The organism is Pseudomonas sp. PB103 (assembly GCF_009764635.1).
Taxonomy (GTDB): Bacteria; Pseudomonadota; Gammaproteobacteria; order Pseudomonadales; family Pseudomonadaceae; genus Aquipseudomonas.
In genome coordinates, this window is the sequence record NZ_RWIL01000140.1 from 1 (window position 1) to 22,754 (window position 22,754).

Here is a 22,754-nt window from a genome sequence, read left to right on the forward strand (position 1 = left end):
TGCGATCTTTTGATCTTGAGTTTCAGTTTGAAAAAACAGGATCAAAAGATCGCAGCCTGCGGCAGCTCCTACAGGGGGTTATTGGGGGTACCAGACGAGGCGTTCGGCGGCGGGGTTGCGTTCTTCGACGGCAAAACCCAATGCCAGATAATGCCGGCGCGCGTGTGGATTACTGGTCCAGACCACCGTCGCCACCGGGCAACGAATCTGTTGCGCGGCTTTCTGCACGCCTTGCAATACGGCACGGCCGAAGCCCTGGCCGCGCGCCTGCGGGATGAACGCCAGGTACAACACGCGAATTTCATTGGCGCCGAAATCGGTGCTCAGCGCGCCGATGGCGGTGCCGAGTTTTTCCACCACGTAGTGCATGGCGTTGGGGTAGTTGTCGCCCATGCCCTGCTCTTGCACCTGAAACTGCTGGGCGACAACTTGCTGCACGTGTTCCGGCTCGCCGTCGATCCATTGCAGATCCGGCCGCGCCGTTTGATAAAGACTTTGCAAAAACGGCCCGTCGGTTGCCCGCGAGGGCCGTACCACCAATCCCTCTGCCGCCACTGCTGCGCTGTCCGTCATCCTGCTCTCCCTAAAAACCGCTTTCCCTGACGCCCAGTGCCGCCACCCGGCGCCACGCCACACCGAGCAGCGATTCGCCGCTGCCCTGCAACACCACCACGCCGCGCAACGGTTGCGTCGGGGTCGATGCCGTCGTCAATACACTCAGGCGCACGCCGTATTGCGCCTGCACCGGCTCCGCCCGCTGCTGTTGATCGCGACGCACGGCGATCGGCCCGTGGTGATCGGAGGTCAACGCCTCCTGATCGACGTAAGCCACGCCGTTGGTGTCGATTTCATTCAATTGCACGGCGAGCGCCGGGTGCATCGGGTCATCGGCGATGAAGCGGCCATTAGCCCCCGGTTTGACTCGCCACAACTCGGCTTCGGCCAGATATCCGCGCAGCCGTGCACCGTCTTCGACCACCCGGGCCAGCGCATCGCGGGTCGATAACCAGCGCCCGACCGTCATGTTCGGCAGCAGATCGCGCACGCTGCCGGCATGCGGCGCACGCAACAGCAAGCGTTCACGCTGGGCGCTCAAGCCACGGTACTCGGCCACCGCTTCTGCCAGGCGTTGCTCAACGATGCCGGCGTCCGCGGCGGTTTCACTGCGACTGGCCTGGCGGCGCATCAACAACTGCTGAATCTTGATTTCGCGGCGGACAATCGCCAGACGCGATTCGAGATCCGGCGACTCCAGCTCGATCAGCACATCGCCCTGCGCAACCTGCTGCCCATCCGTCACCTTCACCGCTTTGACCCGCGCCGCCGTCGGCGCATGCAAGGCACTGGCGCGTCCGGCCTCAAGCATCGTCGGCAGCTCCACCGAACTGCGCCACGGCACGATCAGCAGCAGCAACAGCCCGAGCAACGCCAATGCACTGAGCAACACGCGCGGAGCGTGCGCCTGCTCGCGACGGCTCCACCACTGACGCCACTCACGCATGATCGGCAGAAAGATGAACCACACCAGTTCCACCAGCATCAGGAAGATCCCCAACACCTTGAAGAACAGGTGATAGACCGCCAGCGCGATCCCGAAAAACAACGCCGCACGCCACAGCCACGAGCCATACCCCCAGATCAGCAAACGCCGTTGCATCTTCGGCGACCAAGGCTCCGGCGCGGGTGCGCCATAGCCAAACAAAAACTCCCGCAGTCGCCAGCGACACAGGGCAAACGCGCGACCCTGCAAGTTGTCGACTTGCCAAAAATCACTGATTAGAAAATACCCGTCAAAGCGCATGAACGGATTGAGGTTGACCACCAGCGTGGTGATCCATGTCGCGCTGGCGAGCATGAACGCCGCCGTGCGTGCCGGGCCGTCAGGCAACAACGACCACGCCAGCAACGCGATACACGCCAACAGCAATTCCGCGAGCACACCGCCGGCACCGATCAGCAACCGCGCGCGGCGGTCATTGACCCGCCAGGCGTCGCTGACATCGGTATAGAACATCGGCAGCAAAACCATGAATGCCACGCCCATGCTCTGCACCCGACAACCCGCACGCTTGGCCATGAACGCATGACCGAATTCGTGGCAGAGCTTGGCGAAAAACAGCGCCACACCGAACGCCATTGCACCGCCGAGGCTGAACAGGTGGGGAAACGTCCCGACAAAGCGTTGCCAGTCCCGCGACACCAGAAATACGCCCAACGCCAGCGTTGCCGGCAAGCCGTAACGCAGCAGACGCGGACCGAAGCGCTGCAGCCATGGCCAGGCACGATTGAGAAAAGCGTCGGGACGCCACAGCGGAATGCGGAAAAACAAATATTGATGCAGAAGGATTTGCCACAGACTTTGCTGCTGCGCCAACGCCTTGAGCCGGTAGCTGGCGCGCTGCTGGTCATCGAGCGCGCTGATCAAATCGTGACCGCGAAGAAACTCCAGCAACTGCTCAAGCTCGGTGCCATCCAGCGGCAGGCCGGGTTCGCGATTGGCCGCGCGCAAGACCTGTTCGGCATCGCCCAACGACCAGTGGCGCAACAAGCGCATCGCCGCCGTGCCGAGCTTGAAATAACGTCCGCGCACCGGATCGGCGAGGGTCCAGCGCGGCGAACCGTCGAGGGCCGGCGCCGCGGACGACAATTGCAGGTCGGCACGCAGGCTCGGCAGGTTCATTTACAGGCCCACGCTCTGACGCAGGCCTGCCAATGGCCGACGCAGCACATACAGCGCCAAGGGCGCGCGATCACCGAAAATCTTCGCCGTACCGCGCAGGCCGATACGCGGCGGCGCCTCGGCGAAGTTGGCGTCGAGCCGGTACGCCAGTTGCCCGCCCGCCGTCGGTTGCGCTTCGTAAGCCGAGCGTTCCAGGGTGGCGAGATGGCGCTTCAACGGATCACTGTCGAGAAACAGCGCCACCTCGGCACCGGGTTCAAGGGCAATCGCATCGCCCACGGCCAGTTCGATGCGCAGCTCGGCCTGGCTCGGATCGGCGACTTCCATCAGGCGCTCGCCGGTCTGTACCGGTCTGCCGGTCAAGCGTTCGGCGTCGGCGAACACCGCAATGCCGTCGCGTTCGGCGCGCACTTCGCTGCGGTTAAGCAGCTCGCGAGCGTAATCGCGCTCGGCGCGTTTCTGTTCGGCGCGGGCGGCGAGCAAATCGACCTTGGCACTGGATTCCGCGTCGGCAAACGAGCGCTGCGAGTTGGATTTCAATTCCGCCTCGGCCACGCCCAGCGCACGCTCGGCGACATCGGCCTGCGCCTTCAGCGTGGTGCTTTCAAAACGCACCAGCACATCACCGGTTTTCACTGTTTGATTGGGTTTGACCAGAAACTCGGCGATCACCCCGTCCAGCGGCGCCGCCACCACGCGGCCGCCCAGCGGCACCACTTCAGCCGGGGCCAGCACCGATTGGCGCACCGGGATCAACAGCCCGAGCAACAGCACCGCGACCAGCGCCACTTGGCGTTTACGGGTCCAGCGCAACCGCCACGGTTTGCGCGGTTGCAGCGCCAGCCAGGCGTGGCTGTAGGTGTCGCCCAATTGCGACAGCAAGACTTGTTCGGAAGGGTTCCACGGCACATCGCGCGCCAGCCACAAACCGCCAAACACCTGAGCGTCGCGGTCGACCAGGGGCAGCCAGAACACCTGCGCCGCCGACAGCGTGCGCCAGTCAGCCTGGATGCTGTCGTTCAGCAATTCCGGGGTAATCACCCGTGCCTGCTGCAGCACACCCTGTTTGAACAACTGCGCCACGGCCTGCTCGACGAACGCCACGAACGGCGCGTTCGGCTCCACCGCACTGACCCCGGTGACCGCCTGCACCTTGCCGGCAATCAACAACGCCGCATGACGAAAGCCGAACAGCGCCTGGCCATCGTTGACCAGGCTGTAGGCCAGTTGCGAGGCGTCGCGGGCAGCGCGGGTCTGGCGTTCCAGGTCAAGAAACCTGGCGAATACCTGCTCGGCGCCGCCGCTCACCGGGGCGTTCACTTAAGCTCCGGGAAACGTGCCGTGCCGCTCATGCCGGCCAGCAAGCCTTTGGCTTCGGGAAGTGTGGCGACCAGCAACAGGGTCTGACTGCCCTCATCGATTCGCGCGCCCAGGCGCTTGACCGTGGCATCGATCGGCTGGCCGGTTTCATCGGGAACGAAGCTGAAGGTCTGGCCAGGCTTGAGTCGGGCCATCCACCGTGACGGCACCAGCAAATGAATTTCGAGGGTACGGTTATCGACGACATCAAGCAGCGGTGCGCCGGCCGGCACGCTTTCATAGCGCTGCACTTTACGTTCGACCACTTGCCCGTCGAACGGCGCGACCACGCTGCAGCGCTTGACCTGCACTTGATAAACCTGGGATTGCGCCTGGGTTTCGCTGACCTTGGCCTCGGCCCGCGCCACTTCGAATCGGCCGACAGAATTGAGGGCGGCCAACTGTTTGTTGTGCGCCAGCTCTTCACCGGCACCACGACTGGCCGCCTGCGCGGCATTGAGTTGCGCCTGATAGGCCGAGCAATCGAACTTCGCCAGCGTATCGCCCTTCTTGAACGACTCGCCCTCGCTGAAGGGCAACTCAACAATCCGCCCGGAAAGCTCACTGGCCAGCGTCGCCTGATCACGCGCCCGCAACACCCCGCGCGCCTCACTGCTCACGGTGGCCGCCGCCGTCCCCGGATTATCCAGCAGCGGATCGTCTGGCCCGGGCGTTTGCGCCTGAACTGCACACGTAACTAAGGTCAATCCGACAACCCAACCACGAAAACGCTGCATAACCGCTACTCCCTGACGGATGTGCGGAGTCTACGACAGCGGGGGTTAGCGTCAAGCGAAAGGCCATCATTGCATCGCAATCCTTGCTGTCGCGCGAGTGAAGAGCTATGGTCAACCTATCTAAAATATAACCTTGATGGAATATTCCATAACGTTCATATTCGATACCCATGAATTGGGATATCGAATACACCGACGAGTTCGGCGACTGGTGGGAAGATCTGACTGAAAACGAGCAGAGCTCGGTGGCTGCCAGCGTGAAACTGCTGGGTCAATTTGGCCCAGGATTACGCTTTCCGCACAGCAGCGCAATCAATGGCGCGCGGCATGGGCATTTGAGGGAACTGCGTGTTCAACATGCCGGAAGACCGTACCGGATACTGTATGCGTTTGATCCCAGGCGCTGCGCCCTGCTATTGATCGGTGGAGATAAAACCGGTCAGGATCGCTGGTATGAAGTCAACGTCCCGATCGCCGATCAACTGTACGATGAGCATCTCGAAACATTGCGCAAAGAGGGTTGTAAAAATGGCTAAGAAATTTGCCGAACTCGAGGCGCGCATGACCCCCGAAGCCCGGGAGCGCGCCCATTCGATCTACGAACAACACATCAAGGAAATGCCGCTGAACGAGCTGCGACAGGCCAAAGCGCTGAGTCAGGCAACGCTTGCCGAAACGTTGCATGTCAATCAGGCAGCGATTTCGAAGATGGAGCGACGTACGGATATGTACATCAGCACACTGCGTAATTACATCCGTGCAATGGGCGGAGAACTTGAAATCATCGCGACGTTTCCCGACGGACAAATCAAAATCGAAAATTTCGCAGGCTGAGGTTCCACTCACTCAGCCGTTGAAATGCTCTATTAGCCAAATTCGTCCTCTAGGGGAAACCTCAAAGCTGCGCCATCCCTCCTGCCGGATACACCGACTCCCATCCCCCACCCAACGCCTTATACAACCCGACCATCGCCAGCGAAACGCCGGTCGAACTCTCCACCCACTGTTCCTGCGTCGCCAGCAACGCGCCTTGCACGGTGAGCACGTTGACGAAATCAACCACGCCTTCGACGTATTGCTGTTGCGCGGTGCGCAGGGCGATCTGGTTCTGGCGTACGGCTTCGGCAAGGCTGTCGCGGCGGCGTTGGCTGGCGTTGTAAGCAGTCAGTTGATCGTCGATTTCGTGCCAGGCACGCAACACGGTTTGCTGGTAGGCGACGGCGGCTTCCTGCTGTTGAGCTTCGCGCAATTGCAACACGCCGCGCAGGCGCCCGCCGTCAAACAGCGGCAGGCTGAATTGCGGGCCGATGCCGAACGCGCGTGAGCCCCACGAGCCAAAGTCGCTGAGTTGCATGGCTTGCGAGCCGAGGTTGCCGGACAGGGTGATGCGCGGATAGAAATCGCCCTTGGCCACGCCGATATTGGCAGTGGCCGCGTGCAGGCGCGCTTCGGCCTGGCGGATGTCCGGACGGCGTTCAGCCAGTTGCGACGGCAAGCCGATAGCGACTTGCAGCGGCGACTGCGGCACGGCGGCGTCGGTGGATAAGTCTTTGGCCAAGGCTTGCGGTGGTTCGCCCATCAACAGGCTGATCGCGTTGATCAACTGTGATTGGCGTTGCTCCAGTGCCGGCAAGCGCGACTCGATGGCGGCGACTTGCGCGGCGGCTTCAGCGACATCGAGGTCAGTTGCCACGCCATCGGCGAGGCGCAGTTGCGAGAGTTTCAGGCTGTGCCGGGCGACGTCGAGGTTCTGCTCAGTGACGGCGCGAGTGTTCTGTACGCCGCGCAACTGGATGTAGTTCTGCGCGGTGTCGGCAAGCACCGCCAGCAGCACACCGCGCCGGTCGTTTTCGGCAACTTCGAGATTGGCGTCGGCGGCTTCGGTTTCGCGGCGCACGCGGCCCCAGAAATCCAGTTCCCATGAAGCGGAGAAACCGGCGTCCCACAGATTGAACGCGGAATCGCCGTTGTGTCCGGACGGATCGCTCAGGCCTTTGCCGCTGTTGCGTTCGCGGCCGTAACTGCCTGTGGCGGCGGTGTCTGGATAGCGGTCAGCAGTGATCACTTGGCGGGCGGCGCGGCTTTGTTGCAGGCGGCTGCTGGCCAGTTGCAGGTCAAGGTTGCTGCGGACGGCGCGCTGGGTGAGCGCGGAGAGTTGTGGGTCATGAAAGACTTCCCACCAACGTTCGTTCAACGGTTCGTTGACGGCTTGGCTGGGCGCGGACTTGGCCGGTTTGGCCCAGTCGGCGATTTGTGTGGCTTCGGGTTTCTGGAAGTCCGGGCCGACGGTGCAGGCGGTGAGGCTTGCTGTCACCACGGCACTGAAAATCAGTGGCTGCCACTGGCCCCATCGCTGGCAAGCCAGCTCCCACAGGGACTTTGCAGGTTGTGCGAAAACTCTAGTCCCACCGAGAAACCCTGTGGGAGCTGGCTTGCCAGCGATGAGGCCAGTCGAATTACCACAAATCATCGCTGAGTCACCTCACGCACCGACGTCGCCGAGCTGCGCGTATCAATACTCGCCTCCACCGACATCCCCACGCGCAACCGCTCGGCCAGCGGCTGACCCGGTTCCAGCATGATCTTCACCGGAATCCGCTGCACCACCTTGGTGAAGTTACCGGTGGCGTTATCCGGTTTGACTGCTGCGAAGGTCACTCCCGTGGCCGGCGCAATGCTCTCGACACGACCGGTCAGCGCTTCACCACCCAGGCTGTCGACGCGTACTTGCACCTCTTGCCCTGGCTGCACGTCGGTCAGTTGCGTCTCCTGGAAATTCGCCACCACATAGGCCTGCTTCAATGGCACCACCGCCAGCAGCTTGCTGCCCGGCGTCACATACGCGCCGACGCGCACCGCACGCTCGCCAATCATTCCATCCTGCGGCGCAGTGATGCGCGTGTAGGAGAGTTCAAAACTGGCAATTTCCAGCGCCGCTTGCGCATGTTTCAAACTGCCTTCAGCCGCGTCACGCTGAGCGGTGAGGATGTCGACTTGCTTGCGCTCCGCCGCCAGTTTTGCCGTGGCGGTGTCGAGATGAGCCGTGGCCTGATCGATGCGAGTACGTGCCTGTTGCGCGTTTTGCACCGTGCCGGCACCAACGCCGGCCAAATGGTTGTAGCGATTCAACTCCTGCTGGGCGAAGGCCATTTCAGCCTTGGCCGACACCACCGAAGCTTGCGCCTGGGCGATCACCGACGTCTGGCGTTCCAGCGTCGCTTTGGCGTTCTGCAATTGCGCCCGCGCGACCAGTGTCTGCGCATCCGCCGCCTCGGCTGAAGCACGCAAGTCGCGATCATCGATCAGCGCCAGCAACTGGCCCGCCTTCACTTGCTGGTTGTCCTCCACCAAGACTTCCTTGATGAACCCGGCCACGCGCGGCACGACGAGCGTGTAGTCGGCGGAGACAAAGGCATCGTTGGTGTTTTGCTGAGTACGTTTGCCAAACACACCGGGCAGCGCCAGGTACACCAGCACACCGACCGCCAGTGCGGCGGCGATGGCCACCGCGAGTTTTTGCTTTGCTTGAGTCGTCATAAAAACCTTCTGTTTCAGTGAAGCAATCAGGTCGGCGCGCGTGGCGGAAAGATCCGCGTCGGCAGCCAGAAAATCAGCAGGATCAGCGCCACTGCGACGCCAGCCATGCACACATAGAGATCGGAAGAAGTCAGCACCACAGCCTGTTCGTGCAGGCGATGGGCGAGGCCCGGATCGCTGTGATCGGCCAGCGGCGAATTGCCGAGGCTGTCGACCAACATGGTCGAGTGGAAATGCAGACGCGCGGTGGTCAGCGCTTCGATCACCCCGGTAGCGACCACGGCCGCCAAGCCTTTCACCGTGTTGAACCACGCCGAGGCGAACGGCCCGTCCTGCGGCTGGATGCTGCCGGTGGACAACATCAACAGCGGCAACACCGACATCGGTTGACCGAAGATCTGCAGCCATTGCAGGACGTAGAAATTGTCGCGAATCCATTCAGAAGTCAGCAGCGATCCGCCCAGGCAGGACAACGTCAACATGCTCAAACCGATGCCAAGCACCCAGCGGCAATCGACCCAGCGCAGGTTGCACAACGCTGCCACCATCGGCAGCGCGATCAACTGCGGCAATGCAGCGATCAGCATGATCGGGGCAATCTGCGCCGGCCGATAACCCTGCACCTGCGCCAGATAACTCGACGGAATCAACACCACCGCCTGCAGAACTATCAGCACCCCGGCCAGGGTCATCAAGGCGAACGACAGGTTGCGGATACCGAGCATCTGCAACTTGAAAAACGGAATCGGCTGCGACCATTCATTGATCAGGAACGCCACCAACAGCAGCGAGCCGGCACCGAGCAATCCACAGATCAGGCTCGACTCGAACCAGTCCAGTCGATTGCCCTGCAACAGACCGATCACCAGCATGCAGATCGCCGGAAAGCCCAGCAGCAGGCCTTTCCAGTTGAACGATTTCAGGCGTTCCAGCCGCAGCGGGTCCTGCGGCAAGCCATACGCGACGGCGGCCATGGCGATCAGGCACGGCACGATGATTTGCCAGAACGTCCATTGCCAGCCGACGTATTCAGTCCACAAACCGGCCAGCGGCGTACCGAGGCCCGGGCCGAATGTCGCCGTCAATGCATAGCCGGCCAAGCCGTACAGTTTGATGTTCGCTGGCAAAAAGCGCAGGGCGACGGTCATCAGCATCGGCGGCAATGCGCCGCCGGCCAGGCCTTGCAGGATGCGCATCAGCAGCAGGCTTTCGTAGTTCGGTGCGAACGGGCACAGCACGCCGAGCAAGGTGAACAAGCCGATCGCGCAGAGGGTGAAGCGGCGCAGCGAGAAGGTCACCGAACACCACGGTGCGTAGGCCATGGCCGCGACCGAGGTGGCGGTGTAACTGGCGACCAGCCAGGTACCTTCGTCGTAACCGATGTGCAATGCGCCGCGAATGTCGGCCAGGGCAACCTTGGTCACCATCTCGTTGAGGCCCGACACCAATACCGCCAGCAGCACGCCGACCAGGCCGATGATGATCCGCGCCCCGAACACCGGTGGCGTCGCCGCCTTCGCCGGGCTGGCCGCAGCGATGGACGCTGCCGCCGTCAGGGATGTCATGAATACACACTCCGGAGGGAAAAATACCGGAGCATCTTAGTCGGGCTTGGCAATGACGGAAATTGACTTATTGGCAGCTTATAAGTGCGCCAGACGCAATCATAAAAAGCGAAAGATCGCAGCCTGCGGCAGCTCCTACCGGAATATGCATTCCAATGTAGGAGCTGCCGCAGGCTGCGATCTTTTGATCTTCAGGGTTGTGCCGCCAGCCACGTCTCGTCGCAGCAGGCCTTGAGTGTCTCTCGCAACCAGCGGTGCGCCGGGTCTTTATCAAAACGCGGATGCCAGGCCTGCGTCAGCATCAACGTCGGCAACGGGATTGGCAGGTCGAACGAACGCAGCTTCAATCCGAGCCGGCGTACGCTGAGCAGTGCCTCTTTAGGTACGGGCAAGATCAGATCGGAATCAGGCAAAGCAAACATCGCCGCATGGAAACTCGGCGCGATGACCGCCACCCGCCGCTCCAGGCCCAACGCGTTCAGCGCGGTATCAATCGGGCCACGGGCGATACCGCGTCGCGACATGCTGATGTGCGAAAACCCGGCGTAGCGTTCGGCGGTAATTTCGCTATCGAGCAACGGATGATCTTCACGCACCAAGCCAACGAAATGCGTGGAAAACAGGTTCTGCACTTTCACTTCCGGGGAAACCGGGCGAGTGTTGCTGACGCTCAGGTCGATGCGCCCTTCACGCAGCGCTTCATCATCGCCATCACCCTCCGGAACGAAACGCAGCTCGCAATGCGGCGCCAGTTGATCCAGCGTGTCGAACAGCTTGCCGCCATATACGCCAATGAAAAAGTCATTGGCGCGAATGCTGAAACGCCGGCGCAACGTGCCCAACTCCACCGCATCGGCCGAGCGAAACAGCAACGCAGCCTGCTCGACCACGTCGCGCACCTGTTCGCGCAACTCCAGCGCCTTGGGGGTTGGCACCAGGCCGCGGCCGGCGCGCACCAGAATCGGGTCGCCGATGGCTTCGCGGATCCGCGTCAGGGTGCGGCTCATGGCGGCCGGGCTGAGGTTCATCCGCCGCGCGGCGCCGACCACACTGCCCTCGTCGAGCAAGGCGTCGAGGGCGACCAGAAGGTTCATGTCCGGGAGTTGCATGCTGAGCACTCATGGCGGATCAGGATTGATCTGGGTGCAATGCTAGCAAACATCCTTTAGGTATGGAGGCGCCGGACAGGACGCCATCGCTGGCAAGCCAGCTCCCACAGTGGTTGAGGCGTTCACAACATCTGAAAACACCAAAAAACCTGTGGGAGCTGGCTTGCCAGCGATGGGGCCAGCCGTCACGCCAAAAATTACCGCTGCATCCCCCAACGCTTCACGGTCACGCGTTCCAGCGTATCGAACACCAGATTCTCCACCAGCAACCCGATCAGAATCACCACCGCCAAACCGGCAAACACCTTGTCGGTGTACAGCTCGTTGCGATTCTGAAAAATGTACCAGCCCAGCCCACCCTTGCCACTGGTCGCGCCAAACACCAGTTCTGCCGCGATCAACGTGCGCCAGGCGAACGCCCAGCCAATTTTCAACCCGGCCAGAATCGACGGCAGCGCCGCCGGGATCAGGATGAACAACACCAGCCGCAAACCCTTCAAACCGTAATTTCGCCCAGCCATGCGCAACGTCTCGGAAACCCCCAGAAACCCTGCATAAGTGTTCAACGCCAGCGCCCACAACACCGAATGCACCAACACGAAAATCAGGCTGTTCTGCCCCAGACCAAACCACAGCAGCGCCAAGGGCAACAAGGCAATCGCCGGCAGCGGGTTGAACATCGAGGTCATCGTGCTCAGCAGATCGCGGCCCAACTGCGTCGACACCGCCAAGGTGGTCAAGGCAAACGCCAGCACAATGCCAATCAGGTAACCCTTGATCAGCACCACCAACGATATCCACACCTTGGCCAGCAACTCACCACTGAGCAGGCCTTCGAACAGCGCATGGCTGGTCTGCAGGAAACTCGGCAGCATCAGGTCGTTGTTCTGAATCCGCGCGACCACTTCCCACACGATAGCGAGCACAATCAGGATCAGACTTTTACGCAACAAGCCCTGTTGCCACAGCCGCGTGCCGAGCGACAGCTCACGCTCGACCGGCACTTCGGTCAGCGGCTCTAAAATAATTTCGAACTCTTCACGCACAGATGATGAATGGCTCATCGGGTAGTCCTCCTGGCCGCTCAATAGGCGATGCGAATGTCGTTGAAGTCGTGGTCACGCTCGGTTTCCGGCGACTGGCCTTCATCGAACAGCAAACGATGAATGCGCCGCGCCGATTCCTGAAACGCCACGCCACCGAGGCTGTGCAAATCGTATTGATGGCTGTGCACTTCGGCGCGCACCCGCCCCGGATGTGGCGACAGCAAAAGGATGCGATTGCCGACCACCAAAGCCTCTTCAATCGAGTGCGTGACGAACAACAAGGTGAAACGCACTTCTTCCCAAAGCAGCAGCAATTCTTCCTGCATCTTGCGGCGGGTCAGCGCATCAAGTGCGGCGAACGGTTCGTCCATCAAGAGGATTTTCGGCTGCATCGCCAACGCTCGGGCAATCGCCACCCGTGCTTTCATGCCGCCGGACAAGGTGTGCGGATAGGCATCGGCGAACGCCGCCAGGCCGACCTTTTCCAGATAGTGCAGCGCACGTTCTTCGGCTTCTTTTTTCTTCAGCGTTCGTGAGGCCAGCAGCGGAAACATCACGTTCTGTTTGACGGTTTTCCACGGCGGCAGTTGATCGAATTCCTGAAACACCACTATCCGGTCCGGCCCCGGCGCATCGACGCGCTGGCCTTGCAGACGGATCTCGCCTTCACATGGCTGAATGAACCCGGCGACTGCTTTGAGCAAGGTGGATTTGCCGCAGCCGGACGGGCCGAGCAGCACGTAGCGATCGGCCGGGTCGATTTCAAAACTGACTTGGTGAGTGGCGCGCACCACACGTTGCGGCGTGCGGTATTCGAGGCTGACGTGATCGACGGCCAGCAGCGCTTCGCTGCGGGCGACCGGGTTGCTGGCCGCGTGGCCTGGCAAGGGAGCGTTCATTATTTGATCAATCTCCGGCGAATCAGAAAGGCGCGTCGCCCTGAATGGTCGTGCGATACAGCTTGCGGCGCAGGTGCGCGGGGCAGCCGGCGGCGAGATGGATCAGCGAACGGTTGTCCCAGAACACCAGGTCGTGGGGCTGCCACTGATGGCGGTAGATGTTTTGCGGCAGCACGCTGTGGGCGTACAACTCGCTCAGCAGTTGCTGGCTCTCGTCTTCCGGCAGGCCGACGATGCGCGTGGTAAAACCCTCGCTGACGAACAGCGCTTTGCGGGCGTTTTCCGGGTGTGTGCGCACCACCGGGTGCACCACTTCGGCGACCTGGGCGAGTTGCTCCGGGGTCAGGGTCGGGCGCCAGTTGCCTTCGAATTTGGTCTCGCTGTAACGCGCCGTGTAGGAGTGCGCGGCGCTGCGGCCTTCGACCGCTTTGCGCAACGCTTCGGGCAAGTTGTCCCAGGCTTTGTGCATGTCGGCGAACAGCGTGTCGCCGCCCTCCTCTGGCAACTCCTGTGCGTGAAGCATCGAGCCGAGGCTTGGCAGCGCTTTATAGGAGAGGTCGGAGTGCCAGAACTTGCCGGCATCGCCGAGGCCGATGTTCTGGCCGTTTTCGATGATGTTGGAAACGATGAGGATTTCCGGGTGGTCGGCCAGCAAAAACTGCTTGAGCACATGGATCTGCAACACACCGAAGCGGCGGCTGAAGTCGATTTGCTGTTGCGGGGTGATTTGCTGGTCGCGGAACACCACGACGTGGTGATCAAGGTGCGCGCGATGGATGCGCGCAAAGTCCTGATCATTGATCGGCCGGGTGAGGTCAAGGCCAATGATCTCGGCGCCAACGGCACCGCTGAAGGGACGAATCTCGAAGGTTTGCGGCGCGGCGGTCGCGGCACCAGGGGAAGCAGTAGCTGCGGACATCTTTCCATCTCCCACGCACGGCGCGCTCACGGGCGCGCTCGTCGATCAGACACTCACGCTGGATTGCGTGTTGGTTCAGGTCGTGCGGCGCGCCGATTGGTCGGCAGGTACGCAGGGGAGTGACTTTATAGCTATAAGAATTGGAAATTAAATACCGTTATTGAATAACGATATGGCGGAATGGACTGGATGGTGAGTGACGGTTTTTGTCACTTCCTGACAGAGATGTGGCGAACTCACAGACGCCATCGCTGGCAAGCCAGCTCCCACAGGTTTCTCGGCTGGAACACTAACATGTGTCCGACACAGAAAATTGTGGGAGCTGGCTTGCCAGCGATGAGGCCAGAAAGACCAACGATGATCTAGCGTTCGTGCAACGCCTCGGCCCGTGCGCGGATGATCGGCTTGAGCAGGTAGCTCAACACCGACTTCTTGCCGGTGATGATGTCCACCGACGCGACCATCCCCGGGATGATCAGCAATGGCTTCTCGTCCGTGCCGAGGTGGCTGCGTTCAGTGCGCACCTTGATGATGTAGTAAGTGGTTTTCTTGTCTTCGTCGGTGATGGTATCGGCACCGATCTGCTCCAGCTGGGCCTTCAGCCCGCCGTAAATGGTGTAGTCGTACGCAGTGAATTTGACGATCGCTTCCTGCCCCGGGTGCAGGAAGGCAATGTCTTGCGGACGGATTTTCGCTTCGACCAGCAAGGTGTCGTCCAGCGGTACGATTTCGACCATGTCGCTGCCCGGCTGAATAACGCCGCCGATGGTGTTGACCAGCAACTTGTTGACGATACCGCGCACCGGCGATGTCACCAGCGTGCGGCTGACGCGGTCTTCCAGCGCCTTGCCGGTGGCGCTGGCCTTGTTCAGGTCGGTGCGCGCTTCGTTGAGTTGGGTCAGCGCTTCGCTGCGGAATTTGCCGCGCGTCTCGTCGATCTTGCGCTGCACTTCCTTGATCGCCGATTCCGCACGCGGAATCGCCAGCGTCGTTGCATCCAGCTGGCCGCGGGTTTCCACCTCGGCCCGTTTCAGACGCAAGACTTCCACCGGGGACACCGCACCCTGCGCCACCAGCGGCTCGGACATGTTGATTTCCTGACGCTGCAAGCCGAGTTGCTGACGATACTGCGCCTGCTTGGAGGCGAATTCGCGCAGCTCTTGCTGACGCTGAATCAACTGCTCCTGCAAACCACCGATCTCGTCGTGCAACTGCTGACGGCGGCTGATGTACAACGATTCTTCGCTCTTGGCCTGACCCGGCACGGCTTTCAGCACGTCCTCGGGGAAATTCAGCGGACGATCATCGACTTCGGCGCTCAGACGCTCAACGCGCAGCAGCATCGACAGACGATCGGCTTCGGTTTCGCCGACGTTGGAAGCAAATCGCGTGTCGTCGAGACGAATCAGCGGTGCGCCGGCTTCGACGATCTGGCCTTCCTTGACGAACAGTTCGGAGACGATCCCGCCCTCAAGGTTCTGGATTTTCTGAATTTTCGACGACGGAATCGCCTTGCCGTCGCCCTTGGTCACTTCGTCGATCACGGCGAAGTTGGCCCAGAGCATGAGGAAGACGAAGAAGCCGATGATCGCCCAGATGGTCAGGCGCACGACGCGCGGGGCGTCCTCGATCAGCGCCTTGTTGACCTCCGGCAGCGGCTGGCCCTGCAGCGAAGCAGTGCCCTTGAAGTAGCGACGGATCGAATCCTTGAAACCCGACTTAAGCAACACTGATCTGCCCCTTCTTCAACGCTTCCATCACGGCGGCTTTCGGGCCATCGGCGAGAATCTGTCCACGGTCGATCACCAGCAGACGATCGACCAGCGACAACAGTGAAGCCCGGTGCGTGACCAGCACCACGGTCTTGTTTTCGATCACGGCGGCGAGGCGTTGCTTGAGGCGTTCTTCACCGGTGTTGTCCATCGCGCTGGTGGGTTCATCCATCAACAGGATCGGCGGATTGAGCAATAGGGCCCGGGCCAGCGCAACGTTCTGCCGTTGGCCACCGGAGAGGTTCTGTCCGCGCTCGCCGACTTGCAGCTCATAGCCTTGCGGGTGCAAACGGGCGAATTCGTGGACGCCGGCCAGTTCGGCGGCTTGCAGCACGAGTTCGTCTTCTACATAACGTGCGCCGGAAACCAGGTTGTCACGCAAGGTGCCGGCCAGCAGTTGGATGTCTTGCGGCACGTAGCCAATGTTGTAGCGCAGTTCGCTGACGTCGATCTGGCGGATGTCCACACCGTCGACCAGCAGCGCGCCGTCGTCCGGCTGATACAGGCCGACCAGCAGTTTGGCCAGCGAGCTTTTGCCCGAGCCGCTGCGGCCGATGATGCCGATTTTTTCGCCCGGACGGATCACCAGGTTGATGTTCTTCAGCGCCGGGTTCTGTTGTTCCGGGTAGGTGAAGTTGAGCTGGCGGCACTCGATGGCGCCCTGCAACACCTTGCGGCTCAGCGGGCGTTCTTCGAAATTGCGCTCTTGCGGCAGCTCCATCATCTGATCGACCGAGGTCATGGTCACCCGCGCCTGTTGATAGCGCGTGAGCAGACCGGACAGCGAGGCCAGCGGGCTCAGCGCACGACCGCTGAGCATGTAGCAGGCAATCAGACCGCCCATGCTCAGGTGCCCGTCAATGATCTGATACACGCCGAAGACAATCATGATCACGCCGGCCAGTTGCTGGATCAGCAAGGTGATGTTCATCGCCAGACCGGAGAGCATTTTCACCCGCAGTTCGAGGCGGCTGAGAGTGCCGATGGTCTGTTCCCACTGATACTGACGTTCGCTCTCGGCGTTGTTGACCTTGACCGCGTCGAGGCCGGCGAGGGTTTCGATCAGGCTCGATTGACGCTCGGCGCCGAGGGCCATGGTGCGTTCCATCGTCGCCACCAGCGGCTTCTGCAAGGCGTAGCCGATCAGCAGGGCAATCGGGAACGCCAATACCGGAATCCACACCAGATGCCCGCCGAGAATGGCGATGACAATAAAGATGAGGATGGTGAACGGCAGATCGATCAGGCTGGTCAGGGTCAGCGAGGCAAGGAAGTCGCGCAGGCTCTGAAACTCGTGGATGTTTTGCGCAAAGCTGCCGACCCGCGCCGGGCGATATTTCATCGACATGCCGACGATGCGCTCGAACAGCGTCGCCGAGATGATCAGGTCGGTTTTCTTCCCGGCCAGGTCCAGGCACAGGCTGCGCAGGCTCTTGAGGATCAGGTCGAACAGGTAAGCGCCGGTGATCCCGAGGGCCAAGACCCACAGGGTCGCTTCGGCCTGGTTCGGCACCACGCGGTCGTAGACGTTCATCACAAACAGCGGCGCGGCCATCGCAATGATGTTGATCAGGAAACTTGCGGCGATCGCATCGGCGTACAGCCAGCGCGAACGCTTGAGGGTGTCGCGGAACCACGAGCGAGCACGCGGAATCAGCGTGCCGTGGTTGACGTCGAATTTGTGTTGCGGCTGGGCGAAGAAGACTTTGCCGGTGTAGTCGTCGGCGAGCAGCTCACGGCTGACGATGGACTCGCCGCCGTCGGTTTCACTGAGCAACACCCGCGCTTCATTGTCACCCTGCCAGCCGAGCAGGACGGCGCTGCGGCCATCCTTGAGCAGCAGCAACGCGGGCATGGCGATCGCCGGAATTTCTTCCAGTTTGCGCTGCAGCACTCGACCTTGCAGGCCGGCGCGAGCCGCCGCGCGGGGCAGCAACTCGACACTCAAGCGTTGTTTGGGCAGCGGCAGGCCGGTGGTCAACATCGCCGCGCTGGCAGGCTTCTGGTGCAGCATGCAAAGGGCGAGCAGACCGTCCAGTAACGGATCGTCGTGCAACGCGCGTGGATCATGACTGAGATGAACTCGACTGACTTCTGATTCCACGCTCGACACTCTTAACAGTTGAAAAGGGACAACTCAATTCATCCCAGGCAGCTGAACCTTGGGCTTCACGTCGTTCTGCACAACGGATGCCAACGGTGCGACCACTCCCTGGCTTCTGAGCAATTCGCCCATGGTCGCCTTGATTCGGTACTGAGTAAATAACTGAATGTTTTTGATGTCAGCCAGACGCCGCGACGCGGTGAACAACTCGTTTTCGCTGTCGAGCAAATCGAGCAGGGTGCGTTCGCCGAGGCTGAACTGACGCTGGTAAGCGGTGCGCACGGCGGTGCTGTGATCAACGTATTGCTGCGCGATCGGCACCTGCGCGTTCGCATTGTTCAAGGCGTTCCAGGCCAGGCCCAGCTCTTCGTTCAACTGGCGCAGGGCGTTGTTGCGGATGTCCAGCGCCTGGTTCGACAGGTACGACTTGGATTCCAGATCGGCCTTGTTGCTGCCGCCCGAATAGAGGTTGAAGCGCATGCGCAGCATGGCTTGCCACTCGTTGTTGTGACCGTTCTGACCATCGAGGTCGTTATCGGCGGTGCGGCCCAGTTCGGCGTCGAAACGTGGGTAGAAGGTCGACTTGGCGGTTTCGTACTGCTTCTCGGCAGCGGCGATGTCGGACTCGGCCGAACGCAGGATCGGGCTGTTTTCCAGCATCTGCGTACGCGCTTCATTGAGGTTGGCCGGCATCATCGCCATGAACGACGCCGGACGCTCCAGTTGATCGGGCATCTGGCCGACGGCGCTGAGGAAGTTGGTTTCCGAGTCCGCGAGGTTGGTCTGCTCGGTGATCAGGTTGTTGCGGGCCTGGGCCATCCGCGCTTCGGCCTGATCAAGGTCGGCACCGCTGCCGACGCCGCGCTGGGTGCGCAACTGGATCTGGTCGTAGATGCGCTGGTGGCTCTTGAGGTTTTCTTCGGCCAGACGCACGAATTCGCGACGGGTCAGCACGTCCAGATACACCTGAGCAACGGTCAGCGCGGTGCGCTCGGAAGTGCCAAGCAAGGAATAAGCGCGGGAGTTGACGGTGGCTTGTTGACGCCCGACTTCGCTGGACGTGGCAAAACCGTCAAAAACCATTTGCGAGAGACGTAAACTTGACTCGCTGCGGTTCAGGGTTTCGTAGTGATTGCCGCCAGCATTAGCGCGGGTGGTTACGCTGTCGGTGCCTTCACGGCCATAACCGCCGAGCAGATCAACCTTCGGCAGGTATCCACCTTTTGCCGCTCTTAACTGATAATCCGCGGCCAAACGACTGTTGACCCCTGCCTGGATTTCCGGATGGACATCCAAGGCCTGCTGCATGGCTTCTGGTAAGGATTGTGCTTGTACGAATGAGGCGGCGAGGACGAACGGTAGAGCCTTGAACAGGTGCAAACGCATGGTAAAGATTTCCCAGAACTTCTTGTCTTGAATCACAGCAAAACGTGGCGCTGCGTCGGATGATGGCAACCAGATTGACCGTATGTCGGAAAGTTCAAAACAGGAACTGGATCACACGCTGAAGGACAGGTCGCCGCGGAAATATCAATGTGACATTAGTGGGGCGATTGTTTAGGATGGCACCCATAAGGTCAATAGTTTGGCATAAAGTTAATAGCGAAAGAATCTAGCCAAATTATTGACGAATAGACGCGTCAAACTTGTTTCGCAAATTTTTAAAGTACCTCCAGACTGAATCGGCGCCCATGCCATCAGGTCCATGGAAGTCAACTGAACGTGACACCCGGAGAGTCTTCAATGAGCAGTGTTGTTGCCATCGTCAAAAGCATTGTTGGTCAGGTATTCGTGGTGTCTCCAGAGGGCGTACGTCGCGTACTCGTTGAAGGCGATCGCCTGTTTGTCGGCGACCAGATCGACACCGGCCTCTCCGGCGCCGTGTCGCTTGAATTGGCGGATGGCCGCACCCTCGACCTGGGCCGCGAAACCCAGTGGAGCGCCAGCGCGCCCGACTCCAGCACCGACTTGGCTGAAGCCACCGCGCAGGCTGCGCCGTCGGTAGAAGAACTGCAGCAAGCCATCGCCGCCGGTGTCGACCCGACCACCGCCCTTGAAGCCACCGCTGCCGGCCCGAGCGCCGCAGGCACTGGCGGTGCCGCCGGTGGCGGCCACAGCTTCGTGATGCTCGACGCCACCGCTGGCCGCGTCGACCCGACCATTGGCTTCCCGACCGCAGGCATTAACTCTGCAGGTCAGGCCGCGCAAAACATCACCGGCGGGCAGACCACCGATACCACCACCAACGCCCTGCGTGAGTCGACCCTGAGCCTCAGCGCCACGCCGACCATCACCGAAGCCGGCGGCGTGCTGGTGTATACCGCGACCCTGACCCAGGCACCGCTGACCGACCTGACCATCACCCTGTCCAACGGCGCGGTGATCGTGATTCCGGCCGGCTCCACCACCGGCACCGTCAATGTGCCGCTGGCGCCGAACGACACGGTTTACAACGACCCGACCCAAATCGACGTGACCGTCACCGGCACCACGGGCGGCAACGGCATCACCGTGACGCCGCCGACCACTCCGGCGACGACGCAGGTCACCGACACCATCGACACCACCACCGTCACCCTGACGGCGGGCCCGAGTGTCACCGAAGGCGGGCAGATCACTTACACCGCGACCCTGACCAACCCGGCCCAGACGCCGGTGACCGTCACCCTGTCGAACGGCTCGACCATCACCATTGGCGCGGGCCAGACCACCGGTACTGTCAACGTGCCGACGCCGGCCAACGACGTCTATAACAACGGCAGCACCGTCACCACCACCATCACCGGTGCCACTGGCGGCAACTTCGAGAACCTGGTGCCGAACCCGACACCAGCGGTGACCACCATCACCGACTCGATCGACACCACCAACCTGACCCTGACCGCCACCGGCACAGTGGTCGAGGGTGGCCAGATCACTTACACCGCAACGCTGACCAACCCGGCACAAACGCCGGTCACCGTCACGCTGTCGAACGGTTCGACCATCACCATCGGCGCGGGTCAGACCAGCGGCAGCGTCAACGTGCCTACCGCAGCGAACGACGTCTACAACAATGGCGGTACCGTCAGCACCACGATCACCGGCACCAGTGGCGGCAACTTTGAGAACCTGGTACCGAACACGACGCCAGCGACCACCACCGTTACCGATTCGATCGACACCACCAGCGTGAGCCTGACCGCTACCGGTACTGTCGTCGAAGGTGGCCAGATCACTTACACCGCGACCCTGACCAACCCGGCGCAAACGCCGGTGACGATCACCCTGTCGAACGGTTCGACCATCACCATTGAGGCCGGCAAAACCACCGGCAGCGTCAACGTGCCGACTGCGGCCAATGACGTCTACAACAATGGCAGCACCGTCAGCACCACGATCACCGGCACCAGTGGCGGCAACTTCGAAAACCTGGTGCCGAACACCACGCCAGCGACCACGACCATTACCGACTCGATCGACGATACCAACCTGTCGCTGACAGCGACCGGGACCGTGGCCGAAGGCGGTTCGATCGTTTACACGGCAACCCTGACCAATCCTGCCGGCACACCGGTAACCGTGACCCTGAGCAACGGCTCGGTGATCACCATCGATGCGGGCAAGACCACCGGCAGCGTGACCGTTGCGGCGCCTGCCGATGACGTCTACAAAGACGCCGGCAAAGTTGAAGTGACCATTAAGGATGCAACGGGCGGCAACTTCGAGAACCTGGTGCCGAGCACCGTTCCAGCCGTGACCGAAGTCACCGATACCATCGACACCTCGACCGTTAAATTGACTGCCGATACCTCCGTCGCTGAAGGCGGCACGGTCACTTACACCGCCACCGTTGGCGCGCCAGTCACCGGTTCGCCGGTCACCGTGACCCTGGCCAACGGCCAGAGCATCACCATCGAAGTCGGCAAAACCACCGGCACCGTGACCACCACCGCGCCGAATGACGCGTTGACCGGCAATGCGCCGCTGACCAACTCGATCACCGGTGTCACGGGTGGTAACTACGAAGATCTGGTGGCCGACAAGACGCCGGTTTCAACCACTGTTACCGATGTTGCTGACACCACCAACCTGTCGCTGAGCGCCACCGGTTCTGTGGCTGAAGGCGGCCAGATCACTTACACCGCGACCCTGACCAACGCAGCAGGTTCGCCTGTCACCGTGACGCTCTCGAACGGTTCTGTCATCACCATCGATGCGGGTAAAACCACCGGCACCGTGACCGTCGCAGCGCCAGCCGATGACGTCTATAAAGACGCCGGCAAAGTTGAAGTCACCATCAAGGATGCAACTGGCGGCAATTTCGAGAACCTGGTGCCGAGCACCGTTCCGGCCGTCACCGACGTGACCGATACCATCGACACCACCACCGTCAAACTGGCCGCCACCGAGTCGGCTGCTGAAGGTGGCACCGTCACCTACACCGCCACCGTTGGCGCACCAGTCAGCGGCTCGCCCGTGGTCGTGACCTTGGCCAACGGCCAGAACATCACCATCGAAGTCGGCAAAACCACCGGCACCGTGACCACCACCGCACCGAACGATGCGCTGAATGGTCATGCACCGCTGACCAATTCGATCACCGACGTCAGCGGTGGCAACTACGAAGACCTCGTTGCAGACAAAACCCCGGTTTCGACCACGGTCACCGACACCGTCGACACCACCAACCTGACCCTCAGTGCCACCGGCACTGTGGCTGAAGGCGGTTCGATCGTTTACACCGCGACCTTGAGCAACCCGGCCGGCACCCCGGTCACCGTGACCCTGAGCAATGGCTCGGTGATCACCATCGAGGCCGGTAAAACCACAGGCACAGTGACTGTCGCTGCACCTGCCGATGACGTCTACAAAGACGCCGGCAAAGTCGAAGTCACTATCAAGGACGCCACCGGCGGCAACTTCGAGAACCTGGTACCAAGCACCGTTCCAGCGGTGACCGACGTCACTGACACCATCGACACCTCGACGGTGAAACTGACCGCCACCGAAACCGCTGCTGAAGGGGGCACCGTCACCTACACCGC

The 22,754-nt window shown here is 61.3% G+C and carries 17 protein-coding genes; 3 read left to right on the top strand and 14 right to left on the bottom strand.

The window, feature by feature from the left end; all coding sequences use genetic code 11:
• Positions 1 to 78: 78 nt before the first annotated feature.
• From EJA70_RS25465 to EJA70_RS25480, 4 genes are read right to left on the bottom strand one after another with little or no spacing between them, the layout of a single operon-like run.
• Positions 79 to 573: an N-acetyltransferase gene (locus EJA70_RS25465; protein WP_008080328.1), complete on the bottom strand. Its 495-nt coding sequence runs from the start codon at positions 571 to 573 to the stop codon at positions 79 to 81.
• Between the two features lie 10 nt (positions 574 to 583).
• Positions 584 to 2,680, bottom strand: coding sequence for a biotin/lipoyl-binding protein (locus tag EJA70_RS25470; protein ID WP_158834409.1), 2,097 nt, complete (start codon positions 2,678 to 2,680; stop codon positions 584 to 586).
• Positions 2,681 to 4,000 (bottom strand): efflux RND transporter periplasmic adaptor subunit, encoded by a 1,320-nt coding sequence (locus EJA70_RS25475; RefSeq protein ID WP_158834411.1) that lies wholly within the window; start codon positions 3,998 to 4,000, stop codon positions 2,681 to 2,683. It abuts the gene before it with no gap.
• Positions 3,997 to 4,776 (bottom strand): efflux RND transporter periplasmic adaptor subunit, encoded by a 780-nt coding sequence (locus EJA70_RS25480; RefSeq protein ID WP_038367377.1) that lies wholly within the window; start codon positions 4,774 to 4,776, stop codon positions 3,997 to 3,999. The genes EJA70_RS25475 and EJA70_RS25480 overlap by 4 nt, the downstream gene beginning before the upstream one ends.
• A gap of 170 nt (positions 4,777 to 4,946) precedes the next feature.
• Between EJA70_RS25480 and EJA70_RS25485 the strand changes: the two genes are divergently transcribed.
• Entirely contained in the window at positions 4,947 to 5,312 is a 366-nt protein-coding gene (locus tag EJA70_RS25485) for a type II toxin-antitoxin system RelE/ParE family toxin (protein ID WP_158834413.1), read from the top strand.
• Entirely contained in the window at positions 5,305 to 5,610 is a 306-nt protein-coding gene (locus EJA70_RS25490) for an XRE family transcriptional regulator (RefSeq protein WP_008080340.1), read from the top strand. The genes EJA70_RS25485 and EJA70_RS25490 overlap by 8 nt, the downstream gene beginning before the upstream one ends.
• A 61-nt stretch (positions 5,611 to 5,671) precedes the next feature.
• On the opposite strand, the gene EJA70_RS25495 is transcribed toward EJA70_RS25490, so the two are convergent.
• The 10 genes from EJA70_RS25495 to EJA70_RS25540 form a co-directional block, all read right to left on the bottom strand.
• Complete coding sequence (locus EJA70_RS25495; RefSeq protein WP_178116993.1) at positions 5,672 to 7,246, bottom strand: efflux transporter outer membrane subunit; 1,575 nt, start codon at positions 7,244 to 7,246, stop codon at positions 5,672 to 5,674.
• On the bottom strand, positions 7,243 to 8,313 hold the full coding sequence (locus EJA70_RS25500; protein ID WP_093440215.1) for an HlyD family secretion protein: 1,071 nt from the start codon (positions 8,311 to 8,313) through the stop codon (positions 7,243 to 7,245). The genes EJA70_RS25495 and EJA70_RS25500 overlap by 4 nt, the downstream gene beginning before the upstream one ends.
• A 26-nt stretch (positions 8,314 to 8,339) precedes the next feature.
• A complete protein-coding gene (locus tag EJA70_RS25505; protein ID WP_158834415.1) occupies positions 8,340 to 9,878 on the bottom strand; it encodes an MFS transporter in 1,539 nt (512 codons plus the stop codon).
• Positions 9,879 to 10,069: 191 nt separating this feature from the next.
• Positions 10,070 to 10,987 carry a LysR family transcriptional regulator gene (locus tag EJA70_RS25510; RefSeq protein ID WP_158834417.1) on the bottom strand — a complete coding sequence of 306 codons (918 nt, stop codon included), beginning with the start codon at positions 10,985 to 10,987 and terminating at the stop codon, positions 10,070 to 10,072.
• Between the two features lie 197 nt (positions 10,988 to 11,184).
• Complete coding sequence (locus tag EJA70_RS25515; RefSeq protein WP_158834419.1) at positions 11,185 to 12,051, bottom strand: ABC transporter permease; 867 nt, start codon at positions 12,049 to 12,051, stop codon at positions 11,185 to 11,187.
• A 20-nt stretch (positions 12,052 to 12,071) separates the two neighbouring features.
• Positions 12,072 to 12,932 carry an ABC transporter ATP-binding protein gene (locus EJA70_RS25520; RefSeq protein WP_158834421.1) on the bottom strand — a complete coding sequence of 287 codons (861 nt, stop codon included), beginning with the start codon at positions 12,930 to 12,932 and terminating at the stop codon, positions 12,072 to 12,074.
• Positions 12,933 to 12,954: 22 nt separating this feature from the next.
• On the bottom strand, positions 12,955 to 13,851 hold the full coding sequence (locus EJA70_RS25525; RefSeq protein WP_158834422.1) for a TauD/TfdA family dioxygenase: 897 nt from the start codon (positions 13,849 to 13,851) through the stop codon (positions 12,955 to 12,957).
• A gap of 362 nt (positions 13,852 to 14,213) precedes the next feature.
• Positions 14,214 to 15,581 carry an HlyD family type I secretion periplasmic adaptor subunit gene (locus tag EJA70_RS25530; RefSeq protein WP_008080361.1) on the bottom strand — a complete coding sequence of 456 codons (1,368 nt, stop codon included), beginning with the start codon at positions 15,579 to 15,581 and terminating at the stop codon, positions 14,214 to 14,216.
• Positions 15,571 to 17,727 carry a type I secretion system permease/ATPase gene (locus EJA70_RS25535; RefSeq protein ID WP_158834424.1) on the bottom strand — a complete coding sequence of 719 codons (2,157 nt, stop codon included), beginning with the start codon at positions 17,725 to 17,727 and terminating at the stop codon, positions 15,571 to 15,573. The genes EJA70_RS25530 and EJA70_RS25535 overlap by 11 nt, the downstream gene beginning before the upstream one ends.
• Positions 17,728 to 17,760: 33 nt before the next feature.
• Positions 17,761 to 19,113 (bottom strand): TolC family outer membrane protein, encoded by a 1,353-nt coding sequence (locus EJA70_RS25540; protein WP_158834426.1) that lies wholly within the window; start codon positions 19,111 to 19,113, stop codon positions 17,761 to 17,763.
• Between the two features lie 357 nt (positions 19,114 to 19,470).
• On the opposite strand from EJA70_RS25540, the gene EJA70_RS25545 reads away from it, so the two are divergent.
• On the top strand, positions 19,471 to 22,754 hold a 3,284-nt coding region (locus EJA70_RS25545), incomplete at its 3' end, for a retention module-containing protein (protein WP_158834428.1).

Bases quoted from the DNA above. Each gene is read 5' to 3' on its own strand.
- EJA70_RS25490 (WP_008080340.1), top strand. From the start codon at position 5,305: ATGGCTAAGAAATTTGCCGAACTCGAGGCGCGCATGACCCCCGAAGCC.
- EJA70_RS25520 (WP_158834421.1), bottom strand. From the start codon at position 12,932: ATGAACGCTCCCTTGCCAGGCCACGCGGCCAGCAACCCGGTCGCCCGC.
- EJA70_RS25495 (WP_178116993.1), bottom strand. From the start codon at position 7,246: ATGATTTGTGGTAATTCGACTGGCCTCATCGCTGGCAAGCCAGCTCCC.
- EJA70_RS25515 (WP_158834419.1), bottom strand. From the start codon at position 12,051: ATGAGCCATTCATCATCTGTGCGTGAAGAGTTCGAAATTATTTTAGAG.
- EJA70_RS25510 (WP_158834417.1), bottom strand. From the start codon at position 10,987: ATGCAACTCCCGGACATGAACCTTCTGGTCGCCCTCGACGCCTTGCTC.
- EJA70_RS25525 (WP_158834422.1), bottom strand. From the start codon at position 13,851: ATGTCCGCAGCTACTGCTTCCCCTGGTGCCGCGACCGCCGCGCCGCAA.
- EJA70_RS25500 (WP_093440215.1), bottom strand. From the start codon at position 8,313: ATGACGACTCAAGCAAAGCAAAAACTCGCGGTGGCCATCGCCGCCGCA.
- EJA70_RS25465 (WP_008080328.1), bottom strand. From the start codon at position 573: ATGACGGACAGCGCAGCAGTGGCGGCAGAGGGATTGGTGGTACGGCCC.
- EJA70_RS25540 (WP_158834426.1), bottom strand. From the start codon at position 19,113: ATGCGTTTGCACCTGTTCAAGGCTCTACCGTTCGTCCTCGCCGCCTCA.
- EJA70_RS25505 (WP_158834415.1), bottom strand. From the start codon at position 9,878: ATGACATCCCTGACGGCGGCAGCGTCCATCGCTGCGGCCAGCCCGGCG.
- EJA70_RS25480 (WP_038367377.1), bottom strand. From the start codon at position 4,776: ATGCAGCGTTTTCGTGGTTGGGTTGTCGGATTGACCTTAGTTACGTGT.
- EJA70_RS25470 (WP_158834409.1), bottom strand. From the start codon at position 2,680: ATGAACCTGCCGAGCCTGCGTGCCGACCTGCAATTGTCGTCCGCGGCG.
- EJA70_RS25485 (WP_158834413.1), top strand. From the start codon at position 4,947: ATGAATTGGGATATCGAATACACCGACGAGTTCGGCGACTGGTGGGAA.